The sequence below is a fragment of the Pseudomonas paralactis genome (assembly GCF_001439735.1).
In the GTDB taxonomy this organism is placed as follows: Bacteria; Pseudomonadota; Gammaproteobacteria; order Pseudomonadales; family Pseudomonadaceae; genus Aquipseudomonas; species Aquipseudomonas paralactis.
In genome coordinates this window covers 307,244-321,931 of sequence record NZ_JYLN01000002.1, presented here as the reverse complement: position 1 = coordinate 321,931, position 14,688 = coordinate 307,244, and the positions used below count along the sequence as shown (strand labels likewise).

General features: G+C 60.5%; 22 protein-coding genes. All 22 read left to right on the top strand.

Annotated elements, in window-relative coordinates:
* Position 1 precedes the first annotated feature (1 nt).
* The 22 genes from TX23_RS05745 (at position 2) to TX23_RS05645 (ending at position 14,666) form a co-directional block, all read left to right on the top strand.
* Complete coding sequence (locus TX23_RS05745; protein WP_057701386.1) at positions 2 to 334, top strand: hypothetical protein; 333 nt, start codon at positions 2 to 4, stop codon at positions 332 to 334.
* The gene (locus tag TX23_RS05740; protein ID WP_057701385.1) at positions 331 to 1,326 is read left to right on the top strand and encodes a baseplate J/gp47 family protein; all 996 of its coding nucleotides are present in this window, start codon (positions 331 to 333) and stop codon (positions 1,324 to 1,326) included. Before TX23_RS05745 ends, TX23_RS05740 begins: the two co-directional genes overlap by 4 nt.
* Positions 1,323 to 1,961: a phage tail protein I gene (locus TX23_RS05735; protein ID WP_057701384.1), complete on the top strand. Its 639-nt coding sequence runs from the start codon at positions 1,323 to 1,325 to the stop codon at positions 1,959 to 1,961. The genes TX23_RS05740 and TX23_RS05735 overlap by 4 nt, the downstream gene beginning before the upstream one ends.
* Positions 1,958 to 2,494 (top strand): hypothetical protein, encoded by a 537-nt coding sequence (locus tag TX23_RS05730; protein WP_057701383.1) that lies wholly within the window; start codon positions 1,958 to 1,960, stop codon positions 2,492 to 2,494. Before TX23_RS05735 ends, TX23_RS05730 begins: the two co-directional genes overlap by 4 nt.
* A gap of 94 nt (positions 2,495 to 2,588) precedes the next feature.
* Positions 2,589 to 3,353: a hypothetical protein gene (locus TX23_RS05725; RefSeq protein WP_057701382.1), complete on the top strand. Its 765-nt coding sequence runs from the start codon at positions 2,589 to 2,591 to the stop codon at positions 3,351 to 3,353.
* A gap of 11 nt (positions 3,354 to 3,364) precedes the next feature.
* Entirely contained in the window at positions 3,365 to 3,601 is a 237-nt protein-coding gene (locus tag TX23_RS05720; protein WP_054917790.1) for a tail fiber assembly protein, read from the top strand.
* An 87-nt stretch (positions 3,602 to 3,688) separates the two neighbouring features.
* The gene (locus TX23_RS28160; RefSeq protein WP_003189022.1) at positions 3,689 to 3,862 is read left to right on the top strand and encodes a hypothetical protein; all 174 of its coding nucleotides are present in this window, start codon (positions 3,689 to 3,691) and stop codon (positions 3,860 to 3,862) included.
* A 2-nt stretch (positions 3,863 to 3,864) separates the two neighbouring features.
* Positions 3,865 to 5,031 (top strand): phage tail sheath protein, encoded by a 1,167-nt coding sequence (locus TX23_RS05715; RefSeq protein WP_032877508.1) that lies wholly within the window; start codon positions 3,865 to 3,867, stop codon positions 5,029 to 5,031.
* Complete coding sequence (locus TX23_RS05710) at positions 5,031 to 5,537, top strand: phage major tail tube protein (RefSeq protein ID WP_032893288.1); 507 nt, start codon at positions 5,031 to 5,033, stop codon at positions 5,535 to 5,537. Before TX23_RS05715 ends, TX23_RS05710 begins: the two co-directional genes overlap by 1 nt.
* 181 nt (positions 5,538 to 5,718) lie before the next feature.
* Positions 5,719 to 6,291: a phage tail assembly protein gene (locus TX23_RS05705; RefSeq protein ID WP_057701381.1), complete on the top strand. Its 573-nt coding sequence runs from the start codon at positions 5,719 to 5,721 to the stop codon at positions 6,289 to 6,291.
* Between the two features lie 127 nt (positions 6,292 to 6,418).
* Positions 6,419 to 8,248 (top strand): hypothetical protein, encoded by a 1,830-nt coding sequence (locus tag TX23_RS05700; RefSeq protein ID WP_057701380.1) that lies wholly within the window; start codon positions 6,419 to 6,421, stop codon positions 8,246 to 8,248.
* On the top strand, positions 8,248 to 8,631 hold the full coding sequence (locus TX23_RS05695; protein WP_057701379.1) for a phage tail protein: 384 nt from the start codon (positions 8,248 to 8,250) through the stop codon (positions 8,629 to 8,631). The genes TX23_RS05700 and TX23_RS05695 overlap by 1 nt, the downstream gene beginning before the upstream one ends.
* Positions 8,624 to 8,836 carry a tail protein X gene (locus tag TX23_RS05690; protein WP_017137071.1) on the top strand — a complete coding sequence of 71 codons (213 nt, stop codon included), beginning with the start codon at positions 8,624 to 8,626 and terminating at the stop codon, positions 8,834 to 8,836. Before TX23_RS05695 ends, TX23_RS05690 begins: the two co-directional genes overlap by 8 nt.
* Positions 8,837 to 8,845: 9 nt before the next feature.
* Positions 8,846 to 9,856: a contractile injection system protein, VgrG/Pvc8 family gene (locus TX23_RS05685; RefSeq protein WP_057701378.1), complete on the top strand. Its 1,011-nt coding sequence runs from the start codon at positions 8,846 to 8,848 to the stop codon at positions 9,854 to 9,856.
* 60 nt (positions 9,857 to 9,916) lie between these two features.
* Complete coding sequence (locus TX23_RS05680; protein ID WP_057701377.1) at positions 9,917 to 10,108, top strand: hypothetical protein; 192 nt, start codon at positions 9,917 to 9,919, stop codon at positions 10,106 to 10,108.
* A 92-nt stretch (positions 10,109 to 10,200) separates the two neighbouring features.
* Complete coding sequence (locus tag TX23_RS05675) at positions 10,201 to 10,692, top strand: phage tail tube protein (RefSeq protein WP_032893279.1); 492 nt, start codon at positions 10,201 to 10,203, stop codon at positions 10,690 to 10,692.
* A gap of 8 nt (positions 10,693 to 10,700) precedes the next feature.
* Complete coding sequence (locus tag TX23_RS05670) at positions 10,701 to 11,051, top strand: phage tail assembly chaperone family protein, TAC (RefSeq protein WP_057701376.1); 351 nt, start codon at positions 10,701 to 10,703, stop codon at positions 11,049 to 11,051.
* A 29-nt stretch (positions 11,052 to 11,080) separates the two neighbouring features.
* The gene (locus TX23_RS05665) at positions 11,081 to 11,335 is read left to right on the top strand and encodes a hypothetical protein (protein ID WP_057701375.1); all 255 of its coding nucleotides are present in this window, start codon (positions 11,081 to 11,083) and stop codon (positions 11,333 to 11,335) included.
* A gap of 62 nt (positions 11,336 to 11,397) precedes the next feature.
* Positions 11,398 to 12,621, top strand: coding sequence for a phage tail tape measure C-terminal domain-containing protein (locus tag TX23_RS05660; RefSeq protein ID WP_057701374.1), 1,224 nt, complete (start codon positions 11,398 to 11,400; stop codon positions 12,619 to 12,621).
* Positions 12,622 to 12,649: 28 nt separating this feature from the next.
* Complete coding sequence (locus TX23_RS05655; protein WP_005785426.1) at positions 12,650 to 12,988, top strand: phage tail protein; 339 nt, start codon at positions 12,650 to 12,652, stop codon at positions 12,986 to 12,988.
* A gap of 218 nt (positions 12,989 to 13,206) precedes the next feature.
* Positions 13,207 to 13,890 (top strand): phage minor tail protein L, encoded by a 684-nt coding sequence (locus TX23_RS05650; protein ID WP_057021849.1) that lies wholly within the window; start codon positions 13,207 to 13,209, stop codon positions 13,888 to 13,890.
* Between the two features lie 2 nt (positions 13,891 to 13,892).
* Positions 13,893 to 14,666, top strand: coding sequence for a C40 family peptidase (locus TX23_RS05645; RefSeq protein WP_057701373.1), 774 nt, complete (start codon positions 13,893 to 13,895; stop codon positions 14,664 to 14,666).
* Positions 14,667 to 14,688: the final 22 nt, after the last annotated feature.

Sequence of the window (14,688 nt, the reverse complement as noted above, 5' to 3'; positions counted from 1 at the left end):
CATGCTCGGAATCGATAGGAACACCGGGGCAGCCGTCGATGACTGGCTGCAATTTGTGCAGCGCGCCACCCGGGCGCTGACCACTCCGGTGGGCACTCGGCAAAAACGCCCGCTGTACGGCTCACTGATCCCGCACTTGCTCGGCCAGAACCTGGGCGACGACCTGCTGATCCTCGCCCAAAGCCACGCCGCGCAAGCCTTCTACAACACCCACAACGGTATCGGCGACTTCGACCCTCAGGTCATCGTCGCTACCCGCCAGGGCGCCGGCCTGCTGCTGCGGTTTGCCGGCACCTGGAAAAACCGCCAACAATCCTTCGAGGTCGTGACATGAGCATGTTGATCCCCGGCCAGAACCAACTGGCGGAACCAGCCCTGATCAAGGTGGATGAGTTCGAGCCATTGCTGGCCGAGTTCAAGGCGTTCGTCATTGACTACGTTGCCAGCCGCGCGCCGCAAAGCGCGGCTAAGCTCAAGGTCAGCCTCGACAACGAGAGCGAACTGCTGACTCTGGCCCTGGAAGCTTTTTGCGTGCGCCTGCAAACCCACGAACGCAAATACAACGCCCGCATCAAGCAGATGCTGGCGTGGTGGGCCACCGGCAGCAACCTGGATGCACGCCTGGCCGATATGGGCCTGGAACGCCAAGTGCTCGACGCTGGCGACCCGGCGGCATTTCCCCCGGTGCCGCCAACCCTGGAAAGCGACGACGACGCCCGCCTGCGTTACTACCTGGCGCCCCACGCCCCGGCAGCGGGCTCGCGCATGCAGTATCGCCGCGAAGTGTTCACCCTTGGCGAGCGCCCGGTGGTGAAAGTGCAGAGCGCGACGCCTGGGGTGGTGACGGTCACCTACACCTTCGACCCGGACGGCTATGCGGCCCAGATCAAGGACGGCAACGCCCGACGCACCGCACCGGGTGAAGTCATGGTCACCGTGCTTTCCCGCGAGGGCGACGGTACGCCGTCTGCCGACTTGCTTGACGGCGTGCGTCGGCATTTCGCACGGCCGGATGTACGGCCCGAAACCGACCTTGTCAGCGTTCAGGGCGCACAGATTCAACCCTACAAAATTCGCGTGGTGGCCAAGATCAACGCCGGCCCGGACTCCGGGCTGACCCAAGTGGCGGCGCAGAAACTGCTGCAAGACTACGCAGAGTCCTGCCATCGGCTGGAAGGGCGGGTCGACCCCAGCTGGATCGACTACGCCATCCACAGCGCTGGCGCTGCGCAACTGCACATCCTGGAACCGCTGGCGCCGATTGTCAGCACCGCGTTCCAGGCCCCGTATTGCACGGGCGTCGAGGTGGAGGTGCGCACCCTATGAGTGAACCCAAAGCGAGTTTGCTGCCTGCCAACAGTTCACCGCTGGAAAAGGCCCTGGACCTGGGCTTCGGCACATTGATTGAACGTGTCACGCCGCCGTTTCCAGCGCTGATGAATCCACTTCAAACCCCAAGCGAATTCCTCCCTTACCTGGCCGCCGACCGTGGCGTCAGCGAATGGGATGCCGAGGCCAGCGAGGCGGAAAAGCGTCTGACCGTAGCGTTGTCCTGGCAGATCCAGCGCCAGGCCGGCACACCCAAGGCGCTGAGTCATGCGGTGGAGTCATTGGGCTTCACGCCCAATATCAGCGCCTGGTACCAGCAACGTCCGCTGGGCGTGCCTTACACCTTCGACGTGCAGGCGATCATCGGGCGCAGCTGGTCCAGCGGCGATCACAACCGGCTGATCCGCCGCATCAACGCGGCAAAAAGTGAGCGCGATCAGGCGACGATCACCATCGTGCATGAGACCGAAGGCCAGCTCGCGCTCACGCAAGTGCTCGACGCGCCTTTAAGCGACGGCGAGTTCTACCTGAACGGCGCGTTGCCGGACTTGGCGCTGGTGGCCCGGTTAAACAGTGCCGGGGTTGCCCAGCACTACACCATTAACGACTACGACCTCAGGGCGCAGCCATGACAGATGAAATCACGCGCCTGGTGCGCTTCACCTCCAAAGGTTTGGATGAAGTGCTGCAGGCAAAGAACCAGGGCCTCAAAGGCGAAATCACCCACATCGGCGCCGGCACCGGCCGCTACAACCCCGACGGCAGCGAAGTGGCCTTGCGTGACGAGCGCCAACGGGTGGCCATCGTTGATTACGAAGACCTGGGCGAGCGCCAACTCAGGATGGCCGCGCTGTTTGATGGCGACGGTGAGTATGAGATTGGCGAGTTCGGTTTTTACCTCGCCAGTGGGACCTTGCTGGCGGTGTATTCCGTGGCGGGGAAGTTGCTGACGTATAAAGCGGCGGCGGCGCGGGTGCTGCAGAAGTTTACGTTGGATGTTTCGCCGTTGCCGGCGGATAGCGTTACGGTGGTAGTGGGGTCTGAAAACCTCAATATTTTGCTGGTCGAAGAGCTTGCTTCTCTTTCGGCGGCAAGCGTCGACAACATGGCCCGAGGTGTAGGGGTTCTATTTCGGGTAATGGCTTTGGAAAAGAATGCGACTTAGCGACAGAGCCATTTTACTTGTCACCATGAAGCCGCTCTTTGGGCTTGATTGAAAACTCAGGGGAAATATTAATGGAATACAGGGAGTTCAAACAGTGAGTACTGAACAGCAATTGGCCGCTGTTGTAAGCGCGGCAAATAATTTGACGAACATCGTTACGAGCAAGGTCGATGATATTGATAAGGCGCTTGAAGCTTCGCGTCGAAAATATGAGGCACAGCTTGTAAGCCTGGAGCAGAGGTTGCCTAGGCTGGCGCTTACGCGAAACTTCAATATGACAGCGGATGCCACGGGAACCCTGATTGATGGGTGGGCTGTTCATCAACAGGTAACTGCCACAAAACTGCGGACGGTGACCGCGGCGGCGAAAACTGCGGGGCGGCCTCAGGCGGACGTCGACTTTATGCTTCAGGTACAGGCGGATGTGCGTGAGCAATATCCAGATTTCGACATAAGCTCGACTGGATATTGGCGCACCAGTATTAACGTCTGGCAAATGAAATGGTCGGACAATCAAGGCACCCCGCAGAGCGGCATGTGGCTTGCGTTTCCTTATTCTGTTGACAGCGACAGGGCAAGCGGAGGGACGCCCGTGAGTCTGAATTCGTGTATGACTTTCGGAGCTTTTGTTCGAGTGATTGAGGGCGCTGTTTCAGGTTTTTGGAGTACACAGAGCGAAAAGGGTAAGTGGCGTTGGTGTTCTGAGGTGGTATTGCCGGCCCAGCGTTTTGGGTATTACGCGCATCTTCATCCAATGCGCAACTCCGAGGGTGGAGTTGTTGAAGTAATGCTGGCGGGCGCTTGTACGGGCGTAGTTGCCCACCCCGCTGACTGGGGAACCATGTTGGCTTTGGGTTAAGGAGAATATTGATGAAACCTGAATTTGTACCTGCTGAGCTTCACCCTTTGATCAAGTGGACGCTCATTCGTAAGTCCCGGGACGCCGACCTGGCATCTAGCGACTATGCGGCCATGCCTGATTACCCAATGGCCGACGAAGATCGCTCAGTGTTCGTGGCCTACCGTAAAGCTCTGCGCGACATCCCCGATCAGGGTGCCGACCCGGACGCGGTGGTATGGCCTGAAAAGCCCCGCTTCCTGAAGTAAGCCCCCCACCGCGAAAGCGGTTTTTTCGCCCCCCGAAAGCCCCTCCTGCAGGGGCTTTAACATTTTCCATCCCGGAGATCTCCACCCATGCCCACCCGCCAAACCTACACCGTCCTCATCCCATTCCCCATCGGCAACGGCCATTGGTCCACCGCCGGTGAGGAGCTGGAACTGCTCGACGTCGAAGCATCCGCCCTGCGCACCGCTGGCCGCCTGGAACTGACCAGCGTCCTCAACTCCACCCCCAAGAAGGCTGAATAACCATGGCAGAAGTCCTGAACTTCGAGCACAACGGCATCACTGTGAATGCCACTGAATCCCCCGAGGCCATGGGTGGCCTTGGCGATAACGTCATCGGCCTGGTCGGCACTGCGCCGAATGCCCATGCGTCGATCCCCAAAAACGCGCCGTTTCGCATCAACAGTTTCACCACCCAGGCGCTGCTGGACCCTACCGGCACCGAGTCGGGCACCCTGTTCCAGGCGGTGTACCAGATCCTCAAAGTGGTCAAGGTGCCGGTCTATGTCGTGATCGTCGAAGAAGGCGCCACCCCGGCCGACACGATCAACAATGTGATCGGCGGCAACGACCCGGTCACCGGTCGCAAACTGGGCCTGGCTGCCTTGAGCAGCGTCCCTGAAGACCTGACCATCATCGGCGCTCCAGGCTTCACTGGCACCAAGGCCGTGGCCGGTGAGTTCGCCTCCTTCGGCAAGCGCATCAAGGCCCGTGTAGTGCTGGATGGCAAGGACGCTTCCGTTGCCGATCAAGTGACGTACAGCGGCGAGCTGGGCGGTGCAGACCTGGGCTTCGACCGTTGCCTGCTGGTGCACAACATGCCGTCGGTGTACTCCAAGGCCGCGAAGAAAAACGTGTTCCTGTCGCCATCCTCGCTGGCCATCGCCGCATTGGCCAAGGTCAAGCAGTGGGAAAGCCCGGGCAACCAGGTGACCTTCGCCGAGGACGTTTCCCGCGTGGTCGAGTACAACATCCTCGACACCTCCACCGAAGGTGACTTGCTCAACCGCTACGGCGTGAGCTACTACGCCCGCACCATCCTTGGCGGCTTCTCGCTGTTGGGCAACCGCTCCATCACCGGCAAGTTCATCAGCTACGTCGGCCTGGAAGATGCCATCAGCCGCAAGCTGGTCAAGGCCGGCCAGAAAGCCATGGCCAAGAACCTCACCAAGTCCTTCATGGACCAGGAGGTCAAGCGCATCAACGACTGGCTGCAAACCCTGGTGGCCGACGAAACCATTCCCGGCGGCAGCGTGTACCTGCACCCGGAGCTGAACAGCGTCGAGAAGTACAAGAACGGCACCTGGTTCATCGTCATCGACTACGGCCGCTACGCGCCGAACGAACACATGGTTTATCAACTCAACGCCCGCGATGAAATCATCGAGCAGTTCCTGGAGGACGTTCTCTAATGTTTACCAATCGAGTCAGACAGGCCATTGCGGCCACCCTTCAAGGCCTGCCGTTGTCCGCAACCGTGGAAGAGTTCACCCCGCCGAAGATCGAGTTCGACATGGAGGCCATGTCCGGCGGGCGTTTTATCGCCGAGGAAATGGCCAAGAGCGGCAAGGTGCTCAATGCCAAGCTGGTGCTGCAAGGTGCGGGCCCGGAAATCATGCTGGCCCTGGGCGTGCGCATGGGCGACGACATTTTGCTGAACGTGCGTGAAGCCGGCCAGGATCAGGATGGCAAAACCTACTTCACCTACCACACCGTGGGCGGCAAGCTCAAATCCCTGGAGGAGGCGAAGCTGAAGATGGGCGACAAGGCCACCACCACACTGGAACTGTCCTGCCGTACCTACAACCGTCTGGAAAATGGCGTTTCGGTGATCGACATCGACGTGCGCACCCAGAAGTTCGTACTGAACGGTGTCGACATTCTTGGCGATGCGCGCCGCGCCGTACTGATGCCTTAAAGGCCAGCGCAATCTGAAGCGAGCACGGTCAAGGTGGGAGCTGGCTTGCCTGCGATGCAGGCGGCTCGGTATCCCTGGTGTATCGAGTGGATGCCATCGCAGGCAAGCCAGCTCCCACAGAGGCCGTGCTCAGGTTTAGATTTTTCGCACTTTTCAACACCGTTCAACAAGGAATTGCCCCATGGCCTGGATGCCACCGTTGCATACCCTGCTGGCCCCGATCACCGCCGATACCGGTGCGACAATCCAGCAGGTTCAGCTCAAACCGTTGTTCTACGCCGCGCAAAAAGACGCGCTGGCCCGGGCCGGTGATGACGAGGACGACCAGTTCTTTGAGCTGGCGAAACTCGCCACCGGCCTGTCGGAAAAAGAGCTCGACCAACTCAAGCGCCCGGACTACGTGAGCATTGCGCAGTACGTACACGAAATGTCGACGCGCCCGGCCTCGTTCTTCCTGAAACAACAGGACGTGACGACCCACGACCAGCCTGTCCACCTGCTATTGCCCCTGGAAGCCGCCGGCCGAACCCTGACCGAACTGCCCCTGGAAATACCCGCCTTGCGCGCCACCAAAGTGATGAAAAAACTCGCCACCAACAAAGAGCGCGCCGAGTTCATCACTGCCCATTGCACGGGCCTGATGATCCCCGACCTGGCCGGCTTGACCGTGCCCGACTGGACGGAACTGCAGGAGCGTATCGACGATTTTTTAAATCAACCGGCGGACTTCTTTCGCAGCGCGACATCGAAGTAATCCTCGATGTGGTACCGCTGATCTACTCGGTCAATGAGGCAGAGATCCTCGACTGGGACGCCGGAAAAGCATTGCGCCGCTACGACATCGCGATCACTCGCCTTGGCGTTAAACAGGAGTAAGCGGGATGCAGAACAGCTATTCGCTCGCATATGCCGTCGCCTTGAATGGCCGGGATGCGTTCGGCAATACAAACGGCGCACAGGACGCCGATATCCTCAGCCCAGGCACGTTGTCGGTTGGCAGCCCACCCCCGTCAACGGATTTGGCGGCCTTGTCCGGGACAGTTGCCGCGCTCGCCAACGCAACGCTGAAACTTGATGAACTGGCACTGTCGCTCGGCTCATTGCGTGAGGGTGTAGATTCGCTCGACACCGCCTTGTCGACGCTGCGGGCAATTGATGTGCGTTCATCCAATGTGGGTGAGCGAACAGAATCGAAGACGGTGTCTGAATCCGCTTCGAGCACCTCTGAGGATCTACGCCATATCCGCGAGGCCATGACCCTGGGCAACGCCCAGATACTAGACCTGGCAAGCGCGCTGCAGCATTCAGGCAGCTATTTGAAGTTCGACAAATCCGCAACCTCGGAGAAGTCAGTCAAGGTGCTGCGCGAGGAGTCCAGCGAAAGCAGCAAACGCTTCTCTAAAACCCTGGACGCTACATCGGTTTGGGGAGAATCGCTTTGGCTGAAAGCCAAGACGAGCCTGACGGACAGCGCCAATGTCGCCGCTGAAGACTCACCGGTTCTGGCGAGCGCGATCAAAACGGCTGGAGCTGTTACGCCGGTGTTTACCGAACTGTTCTCAGGTTTGGGAGACACGATAAAAAGCCGCGTTGCCGGCAATGTGGTCGATGCGACGCTGGGTAAGCTCCCCGGTGTTGGCAAGCTGTTCAAGGATGGCGGTTCGGAGAAAGACAAAGCGTGCTGCTGTGCGACCGCAACTGAGCGCCCGATTGGAAGTCGACGTTCGCGCTCGCAGGGCTCCCGGGGGAAAAAGAGTTCTCGTCAGTCGTCCTCGCAAAAACCGCAGAGATCTCGAAGCCCTCAAAGCGCGCAGAGCAGGCAAAAGAAACAGCCGCTTGCGCCGAAGACAGCTTCGACCAAACGATCACCGGCAGGCAGGAAAGGCGGTGTGTTTGCCAGGATTCTAAGCGGCCTCGAACGCGATGCAAAAGCGTTGTTACCGCCGCCGTTTTTAGGCCTGAATGCCGCTGGCCCGGCTCAGCGGTTGCAACCCCGTGAGGTGCTGGCGAACAGTCGAGCAAAGAACCCATCCGCAGGCTCGTTGACCGCGAACAAAGGCCCCGGGCTGATCGAGGCACTAGAGCGCAAGCTCATCCCCATGCCTTTTGAAAGCCGGGTAACGACTCCGGCCAATACTCCCGATTTCAAGCGTGAACCTCTGCCTGGCACGCTGAAGATGCCTGCCAACCCGCTGGGAACCGTGAGTAGATTGGGATTGGCCGGCGCCCGCCGTCTTGGTCCACTGAAGTACGTCGACACCGCCGTGGATGTGATCCAGGGCGTGCGCACTGGTGACGTCAAGGCTGTCGGTTCTGGCCTGAGCACTGCCGGTGGCGCCTGGGCCGGGGCGTCCGCCGGCGCCGCGCTCGGCACCCTGGTTTTCCCAGGTATCGGCACCGCAGTCGGCGGCGCCATCGGTGGCTTGCTCGGCAGCGAAGCAGGCAGTTGGCTTGGGGATAAGTTGTTCGCTTCAAGCGATCGTCTGCCTGCGCCGAACGCCCTGAGTAAAGAGCTCAACAGCGCGCGAACAGACAACGTCCAGGTCACGCTCTCACCGAGCATCCAGATCACCGGCGTCAACCCGGCGGACGCTCAGCAGGTGGTCAATCAGGTGATCCAGGCCCTGCAGTTTCAATGCGTGCCGATGGTTACCGACTCCCTGGGCATCCGGCGCAACGCGGCCCTGGCCGATCCTTCAGGAGGTGATTGATGCGACAACAAATGGTGCTGGGCGACTTTATTTTTGGCTTGTCCCGAGGTTTTGCCTATTCGTCGCTGATGCGCAACAGCGACGGCGGTTGGAGTGACCTGGCGATCATTGCCAGCAAACCGCAGTCGCGCCAGAACGGCCAGAAGCTGGAAAAACTCACGTTCAGCGGCACCGCCATGTACGCCGTCGGTATGCAACGCCTGGACGAATTGCGCGCTCTGCAAAATGCGCGGGCGCCGTTGCCGCTGGTCGATGGCATCGGCCGTAACTGGGGCCAGTGGCGGATCAATGCGGTGGTGGAAAACCAGAGCCATGTGATCGATGACGGCACTGCCATGGTCATGACCTGGACCCTTGAACTGGAGGAATTCGTCAATGCGTAGAGTGCGAAGTATTGCCGGTGATTCGGTCAACCTGTTGCTTTACCGCGAATTGGGGCGTTGCGATGACGCGGCGGAAGAAACCCTCTGGCGCTTGAACCCTGAACTCGCCGAATACGGCCCGGTACTGCCCGCAGGTGTATGGGTGATTGTGCCTGAGATGCAAGCCAGGCCGGCCGCGGTGCGTCCCGTCCTGGCCTGGGATTAAGGAGGCGGTATGGCACAGGGATTCACCCCGATCGTGGAGTTCTATGGCGCCAATGCGACGCTGCTCAATCAACGCCTGATGCACTGGAGCCACACCGACGCCGCAGGCATCGAGACCGATCGCCTGGAGCTGACCCTCAACATCGAAGGGTTGGAAGGCTTGCCCAGCCTCAGTGGCAAGATCGGCCTGCGCGTCGGCTATCAGGAAACCGGCCTGGTGGAAAAAGGCGAATTTGTCGTCACCCAACGAACCCCGGTGCTCTTTCCAATGCGCCTGATGATCGTGGCCACCGCCGCACCCTTCAGCGGGACGGATAAAAGCGGCTACCGCCAGCGCCGTTCCGCCAGTCATGGGCCGACCACCCTGGGCGCATTGTTCCGGCAACTGGTCAGCCGCCACGGCTTTTCGCCGCGTGTGGCACCCACGCTGGACGGTATTGCGATCGAGCATATCGACCAGTCCAACGAAAGCGACATGGCCTTTATCACCCGCTTGGCCAAGCGTTACAACGCGGTCACCAAGCCGTTCAACGAGCTTTATGTGCTGGCCGAAGCGGGGCAGGCCAAGTCACTCACCGGCCAGTTGCTGCCCGAAGTAAAGCTGTCCGTGACACACGATAACCGCCCGGGAAACCAGGCCTTTATCACCGCCAAGCTTGATGAAAAATCGCGCTCCAAATACATGGGCAGCCGCGTCAGCTGGTGGGACGCCGCTGCAGGCAAACAGCGTGTGGTCCAGATCGGAATAGCCCCATTCAAGACCTTGCGCCAGCCTTGCCAGAACGAAGCCGAAGCCCGCGCCGTGGCCGAAGGTGAACTGCGCCGCGTGGGCCGTGAAGGCTTGAAGTTACAGATCGATTGCCCAGGCAACCCGTTGCTGGCAGCCGAAGGGTTGCTGGTGCTGGATGACACCTGGCCTGTGTACATGCAGGGGCGCTGGTCGATTACCAAAGTGACCCACGTTGGCGACCCGGCGACGGGGTATCGCAGTTCGATCATGGCTGGTGGGTTGGCGTCTTGATCGTCACCGTTGCACGTTGCGCACGCTCACCACTGACTCGCTACAGGAACCAGGATGCCTATGAATGACGAAAAATTGGCCGCGATCAACCGTTTGATCGCCGCCCTGCAAACCCAGACCGATGGCCAAGTGGCGCTCAACGCGGCCATTCGACTGTTGGCCCAGAGCAACCAGGCATTGGTCGACCTGATCAAGAGCCGAGAGCCGGACCCGAATTCACCGCCTTACCTGGACGGCAAACCGGCGCCCTGATCCCGTCTCGACCTGCCTTGTACGCAGCAACACAGCCGTTGCACCCCACAACCCGCCTTCGCGGGTTTTTTATTGTTCATGGAGAACACTCGATGTCGATTCTTACCCAAGGTACCCAGATTTTCGCCCTCGTTCCGCCGGTCTCCGGCACCGGGCCCTATACCGTGCTGGAAGTCGAGCACGCCACTTCGTTTGAACCGGGTGGCGCGCCGGCCGAGCAGATTGAAGACACCAGCCTCAACGCCGAAGAACGCAGCTACAAGAAAGGTTTGCGCACCCCTGGCACGGCGAGCCTGGGCCTGAACGCCGACCCGACCAACGCCAGCCATATCCGCCTGCACCAGCTGTCTGAAGCCAAGGGCGATACCGGCGTGAAGTGGGCCGTGGGTTGGTCCGATGGCAAGGACGTGCTGCCGACCGTCAACGCCAAGGGCGATGGCTTTGAATTGCCGGCAACCCGCACCTGGTTCACCTTTGACGGCTACGTATCGGACTTCCCGTTCAACTTCGCACTGAACGCAGTCGTGACCACTACCGTCACCATCCAACGCACTGGCGCCAGCGCCTGGATCAAGAAAGCCTGAGAGACGCCATGAACCTCAAACAACTGAAAGCCAAGGGCGGCATCGTCGATGCCCAGCCGGTGAAGAAAGACATCAGCTGGACGCACCTGGACAGCAAGACCGGCAAGCAAGTGACTGACACGTTCACGTTGCACATTCGCCGCCAGTCCTTCGGCGTGATCGAGCGTCTGTTCAGTCAAGGCGAGTCAGCACAGAGCCGCAACGCCAGCTATCTCGCCGCGTCAGTGTCGCTGGGTGCCGAGGGTGATGAAGCTCTGAGTTACGACGATGCGTTCGGCCTTGAGCCGTCATTGGGGTTTGTGATCCTCAATGCAGTCAATGAGGTCAATGGCACCCAGGGTGGCGGCGTAAAGAGCTGACGGCTGCCGATGAGTTCTGGCACGAACTGGTGCTGAACGGAGTGGGCGGCCGGACGATCGCCGAAGCCAAGGAACGCATGACCTATCAAGAAGCCCTGGCCTGGGGGCGCTATATCGACCGATATGGCTCCCTGCACGCCGGTAGGCGGCTGGAGGCGGGCAGCGCGTTGATAGCGCTGCAGACCCACCGGCTGGGCGGCGGCACGGCCGAGATGATTGACTTCATGCCTCATGAGCTGCGCCGGGGTGTGTCGCTCGAACGTGCGATGAACGAGTGGCGTTAAGGACGACGCCACTTTCCTTGAAACCCGTTTCGACGGGTTTTATCCATGACCCGGAGAAACCTATGGCAACTGCTACCCAGGGTAATCTGACGCTCAACCTCGGCAGCCTGGAGCAGGCCCTGGCGAAGGCGTCACGGATTACCGAAAACAGCCTGCGCGAGATGCAGCAGAAGATCGAGGACGCCGGTAAAAAGGTCAGCGCCTCTGCCGCAGCGGCGCTACAGGTCACGTCCGGCCAGTTCAAGGGCTTTCAACGGGCCTATGACCCGGCCACGGATGCGGCGGAAAAATTTATCCAGAAAAATGCGCAACTGGTGCAAGTGCTCAAGCAGAGCCAGGGGGCGCAGAATGATTTTGTTGGCGCGTTGGATGCGCAGTCCAGTTACACCGAGCGGGCGGGGCTGACGTTTCCAGTGGGTGGGCCATACGCAGAGGCTGTACCCACGCCTTCGGGTGACGAAGCGGCGATGGCGTTTTTGGACGATGCAAAGGCCCGGCAGGTAAAGAGCAACTTCGCCGAAATGACGCAGCTGCTTGATGACTGGCGTCAGGGCGCTAACAGTGCGTTCGATGAGTATTCGAACAAGGCAGGTACGGCGGCCGAACAATCGAAGGCAGTGTTTACCAGCGCTTTCGAGAAAATGGACCAGGCGGTGCTGACGTTCGCCACCACGGGCAAATTCAATTTTTCGGATTTCGCCACGTCAGTGCTCAAGGACATGGCCACGATGGCGGCCAAGACCGCGGCATCCAGTGCGCTGAGTTCGTTGTTCGGGCTGGCCAGTTCGGCAGTGAGTGCCTGGTTGGGTAGCAGCACGCCGACTCCGACAACCACCAGTGTCGATGCTAACAGCTACACCTTTAACCCCCAGCTCAACACGGCGGGTATTCATTACAACGCGAAAGGGAGCGCTTGGAACTACGGTGTTCAAGCCTTTGCCAATGGCGGCACCTTCACCAACTCCCTCGCCACTGGCCCAACGTTAGCCCCCATGGCCCTTTTCGGCGAAGCCGGCCCCGAAGCCATCATGCCTCTGAGCCGTGGCTCCGACGGTTCCCTGGGCGTGCGTGCACTGGGCGGCGGCCAATCAGGCAGCACCAGCAGTAACCAAGTGGTGATCCAGCAAACCATCAACGTCGCCGACGGCCAGGGCTCAGGCACCGACACCAACGCCCAGAACGTCGCTCGCGCCTATGCCGGTTCCGCCCGCCAGGGCGCTGCCGAACAGATCGCCCGCGACCTCAAGCCGGGCGGGCAAATCTGGTCGGCCATCAACGGCCGCTGACCACCAACGGCTTCGGCCTGGAGAAAACATGAGCACAGAAACTTTCACCTGGGTGCCCAAGGTGGAGCCCGTCGGCAGCGTCGAGTTTCGCCTGAAGACGGCCAAGTTCGGCGATGGCTACCAGCAGACGGCAGCGGACGGGATCAACAACAAAACCCAGTCCTGGCCACTGACGTTCGTGGGTGACGAGGCGCGCATCAAAGCGATCGTTGCTTTCCTTGATCGCCATGCCGGCGCCAAGGCGTTCAACTGGACCGCGCCACTGGCAGCGCCTGCGTTGTATCGCTGCAAGGGTTACCAGCCCACGCCCATGGGCGCCGGGCTCTACTCCCTGACGGCGACGTTCGAGCAAGCCTTCCACCCCTAGCGCCGCCCCCACCCCGCCACAGTGCGTAATGCCGTTCAGTTAAGCGTATATCGCCTCTGTAGGAGCGAGCTTGCTCGCGAAAAACGTTAACGATAACGCGTGTTTCCTGATTGAACGCGGCGCCTGTGAGTTTTTCGCGAGCAAGCTCGCTCCTACAAAAAGCCTTAACTGAACGGCAGTACGCCACAGTGCGGGGTTTTCTTTGCCCGGAGAATCATATGTCCATCACTGCAGATATCCAGACCCTGGAGCCCGGGGCCTGGGTGGAACTTTTCGAGCTCGATGCCACTCCCCTGGGCGCCGAGCTGTACCGGTTTCATGGTTACCCCCAGGAGTCTTCGATCTTCTGGCAGGGCCACGAATATTCCCCCTGGCCGATCCAGGCCGAGGGTTTTGAAATGTCGGGGCAGGGCACCCAACCGACGCCGACACTGGCCGTAGGTAACGTCGGCGGTTTCATCACGGCGCTGGTGCTGTATTTCGAAGACCTGGTAGGCGCGCGCCTGATCCGCCATCGCACTCTGGCCAAGTACCTCGACGGCCAGCCCGAAGCCGACCCGGAAGAGGAACTGCCGCCGGACATCTGGTACGTCGAGCGCAAAGTCGCGGAAAGCAGCGAGACGGTGAAGTTCGAACTGGCCAGTGCGCTGGACTTCAACGGCGTGCAGCTGCCACGTCGCCAGATCGTTGCCAACGTGTGTTGGTGGCTCAGTTGCGGTGGTTACCGTGGCCCTTATTGCGGCTATAACGGCGGCCCGGTGGCGGATGCCAATGACGTGATCGTCACCGACGCGGCCAAGGATAAATGCGGTGGGCGGCTGACCAGCTGCAAGCTGCGTTTCGGCGAGAACAACCCGCTGCCCTACGGCTCATTTCCGGCAGCCGGCCTGTTGCGGAGCTGAGCATGAACAAGACCAACCTGGCGGCGATTGCCCGGCACGCCGTGGCCGCGTATCCCCATGAGTGCTGCGGCCTGCTGATTCGCGAAGGGCGCAAGCGTGTGTATGTGCCGTGTCGAAATACGGCGAGCACGCCCAGCGAACACTTTCGCCTGGCGCCCGAGGACTACGCCGGCGCCGAAGAGCGGGGCGAGATTCTCGCAGTAGTACACAGCCATCCCGATTGTCCGGCGACACCCAGTGAAGCAGACCGTGTGGCGTGCGAAGCCTCCGGGTTGCCCTGGCACATTGTGGAAGTACGCACGGAAGACGATGGGCAGGTCCGCACTGGTGAATGGGCCAGTTGCACGCCGAACGGCTACCAGGCGCCCCTGATCGGTCGCGCCTTCGCCCACGGTGTGCATGACTGCCTGAGCATCATCCTCGACTACTACCGTCGCGAGCTGGGCATCGAGCTTGGCGACTATCAGCGCGAAGACGGTTGGTGGGACAAGGGCGGCAACCTCTACCTGGACAACCTGCCGGCCGCTGGCTTCGTGCAGGTCAGCCAACTGCAACAGGGCGATATCGTACTGATGCAGATCCGCTCGCCAGTGCCCAACCATGCTGCGATCTACCTGGCCGACGGCGTGCTGCAAAGTGAACCCGAACATTACCCGGCCCCAGGTTCGATCCTGCACCACCTGTATGGCCGCGACAGCAAGCGCGATACCTACGGCGGCTATTGGGGCGAGGTGACGGTGAGCTATTGGCGACACGGCCTGCGGGCCAAACACTAACCACATCGGCGGATCATTCGCC

What these genes read in the sequence shown, in the direction of transcription:
- TX23_RS05695 (WP_057701379.1), top strand. Translation starts at nt 8,248, where the DNA reads ATGCGACAACAAATGGTGCTGGGCGACTTTATTTTTGGCTTGTCCCGA.
- TX23_RS05700 (WP_057701380.1), top strand. Translation starts at nt 6,419, where the DNA reads ATGCAGAACAGCTATTCGCTCGCATATGCCGTCGCCTTGAATGGCCGG.
- TX23_RS05735 (WP_057701384.1), top strand. Translation starts at nt 1,323, where the DNA reads ATGAGTGAACCCAAAGCGAGTTTGCTGCCTGCCAACAGTTCACCGCTG.
- TX23_RS05650 (WP_057021849.1), top strand. Translation starts at nt 13,207, where the DNA reads ATGTCCATCACTGCAGATATCCAGACCCTGGAGCCCGGGGCCTGGGTG.
- TX23_RS05690 (WP_017137071.1), top strand. Translation starts at nt 8,624, where the DNA reads ATGCGTAGAGTGCGAAGTATTGCCGGTGATTCGGTCAACCTGTTGCTT.
- TX23_RS05685 (WP_057701378.1), top strand. Translation starts at nt 8,846, where the DNA reads ATGGCACAGGGATTCACCCCGATCGTGGAGTTCTATGGCGCCAATGCG.
- TX23_RS05675 (WP_032893279.1), top strand. Translation starts at nt 10,201, where the DNA reads ATGTCGATTCTTACCCAAGGTACCCAGATTTTCGCCCTCGTTCCGCCG.
- TX23_RS05715 (WP_032877508.1), top strand. Translation starts at nt 3,865, where the DNA reads ATGGCAGAAGTCCTGAACTTCGAGCACAACGGCATCACTGTGAATGCC.
- TX23_RS05710 (WP_032893288.1), top strand. Translation starts at nt 5,031, where the DNA reads ATGTTTACCAATCGAGTCAGACAGGCCATTGCGGCCACCCTTCAAGGC.
- TX23_RS05670 (WP_057701376.1), top strand. Translation starts at nt 10,701, where the DNA reads ATGAACCTCAAACAACTGAAAGCCAAGGGCGGCATCGTCGATGCCCAG.
- TX23_RS05705 (WP_057701381.1), top strand. Translation starts at nt 5,719, where the DNA reads ATGGCCTGGATGCCACCGTTGCATACCCTGCTGGCCCCGATCACCGCC.
- TX23_RS05680 (WP_057701377.1), top strand. Translation starts at nt 9,917, where the DNA reads ATGAATGACGAAAAATTGGCCGCGATCAACCGTTTGATCGCCGCCCTG.
- TX23_RS05730 (WP_057701383.1), top strand. Translation starts at nt 1,958, where the DNA reads ATGACAGATGAAATCACGCGCCTGGTGCGCTTCACCTCCAAAGGTTTG.
- TX23_RS28160 (WP_003189022.1), top strand. Translation starts at nt 3,689, where the DNA reads ATGCCCACCCGCCAAACCTACACCGTCCTCATCCCATTCCCCATCGGC.
- TX23_RS05660 (WP_057701374.1), top strand. Translation starts at nt 11,398, where the DNA reads ATGGCAACTGCTACCCAGGGTAATCTGACGCTCAACCTCGGCAGCCTG.
- TX23_RS05745 (WP_057701386.1), top strand. Translation starts at nt 2, where the DNA reads ATGCTCGGAATCGATAGGAACACCGGGGCAGCCGTCGATGACTGGCTG.
- TX23_RS05720 (WP_054917790.1), top strand. Translation starts at nt 3,365, where the DNA reads ATGAAACCTGAATTTGTACCTGCTGAGCTTCACCCTTTGATCAAGTGG.
- TX23_RS05740 (WP_057701385.1), top strand. Translation starts at nt 331, where the DNA reads ATGAGCATGTTGATCCCCGGCCAGAACCAACTGGCGGAACCAGCCCTG.
- TX23_RS05645 (WP_057701373.1), top strand. Translation starts at nt 13,893, where the DNA reads ATGAACAAGACCAACCTGGCGGCGATTGCCCGGCACGCCGTGGCCGCG.
- TX23_RS05655 (WP_005785426.1), top strand. Translation starts at nt 12,650, where the DNA reads ATGAGCACAGAAACTTTCACCTGGGTGCCCAAGGTGGAGCCCGTCGGC.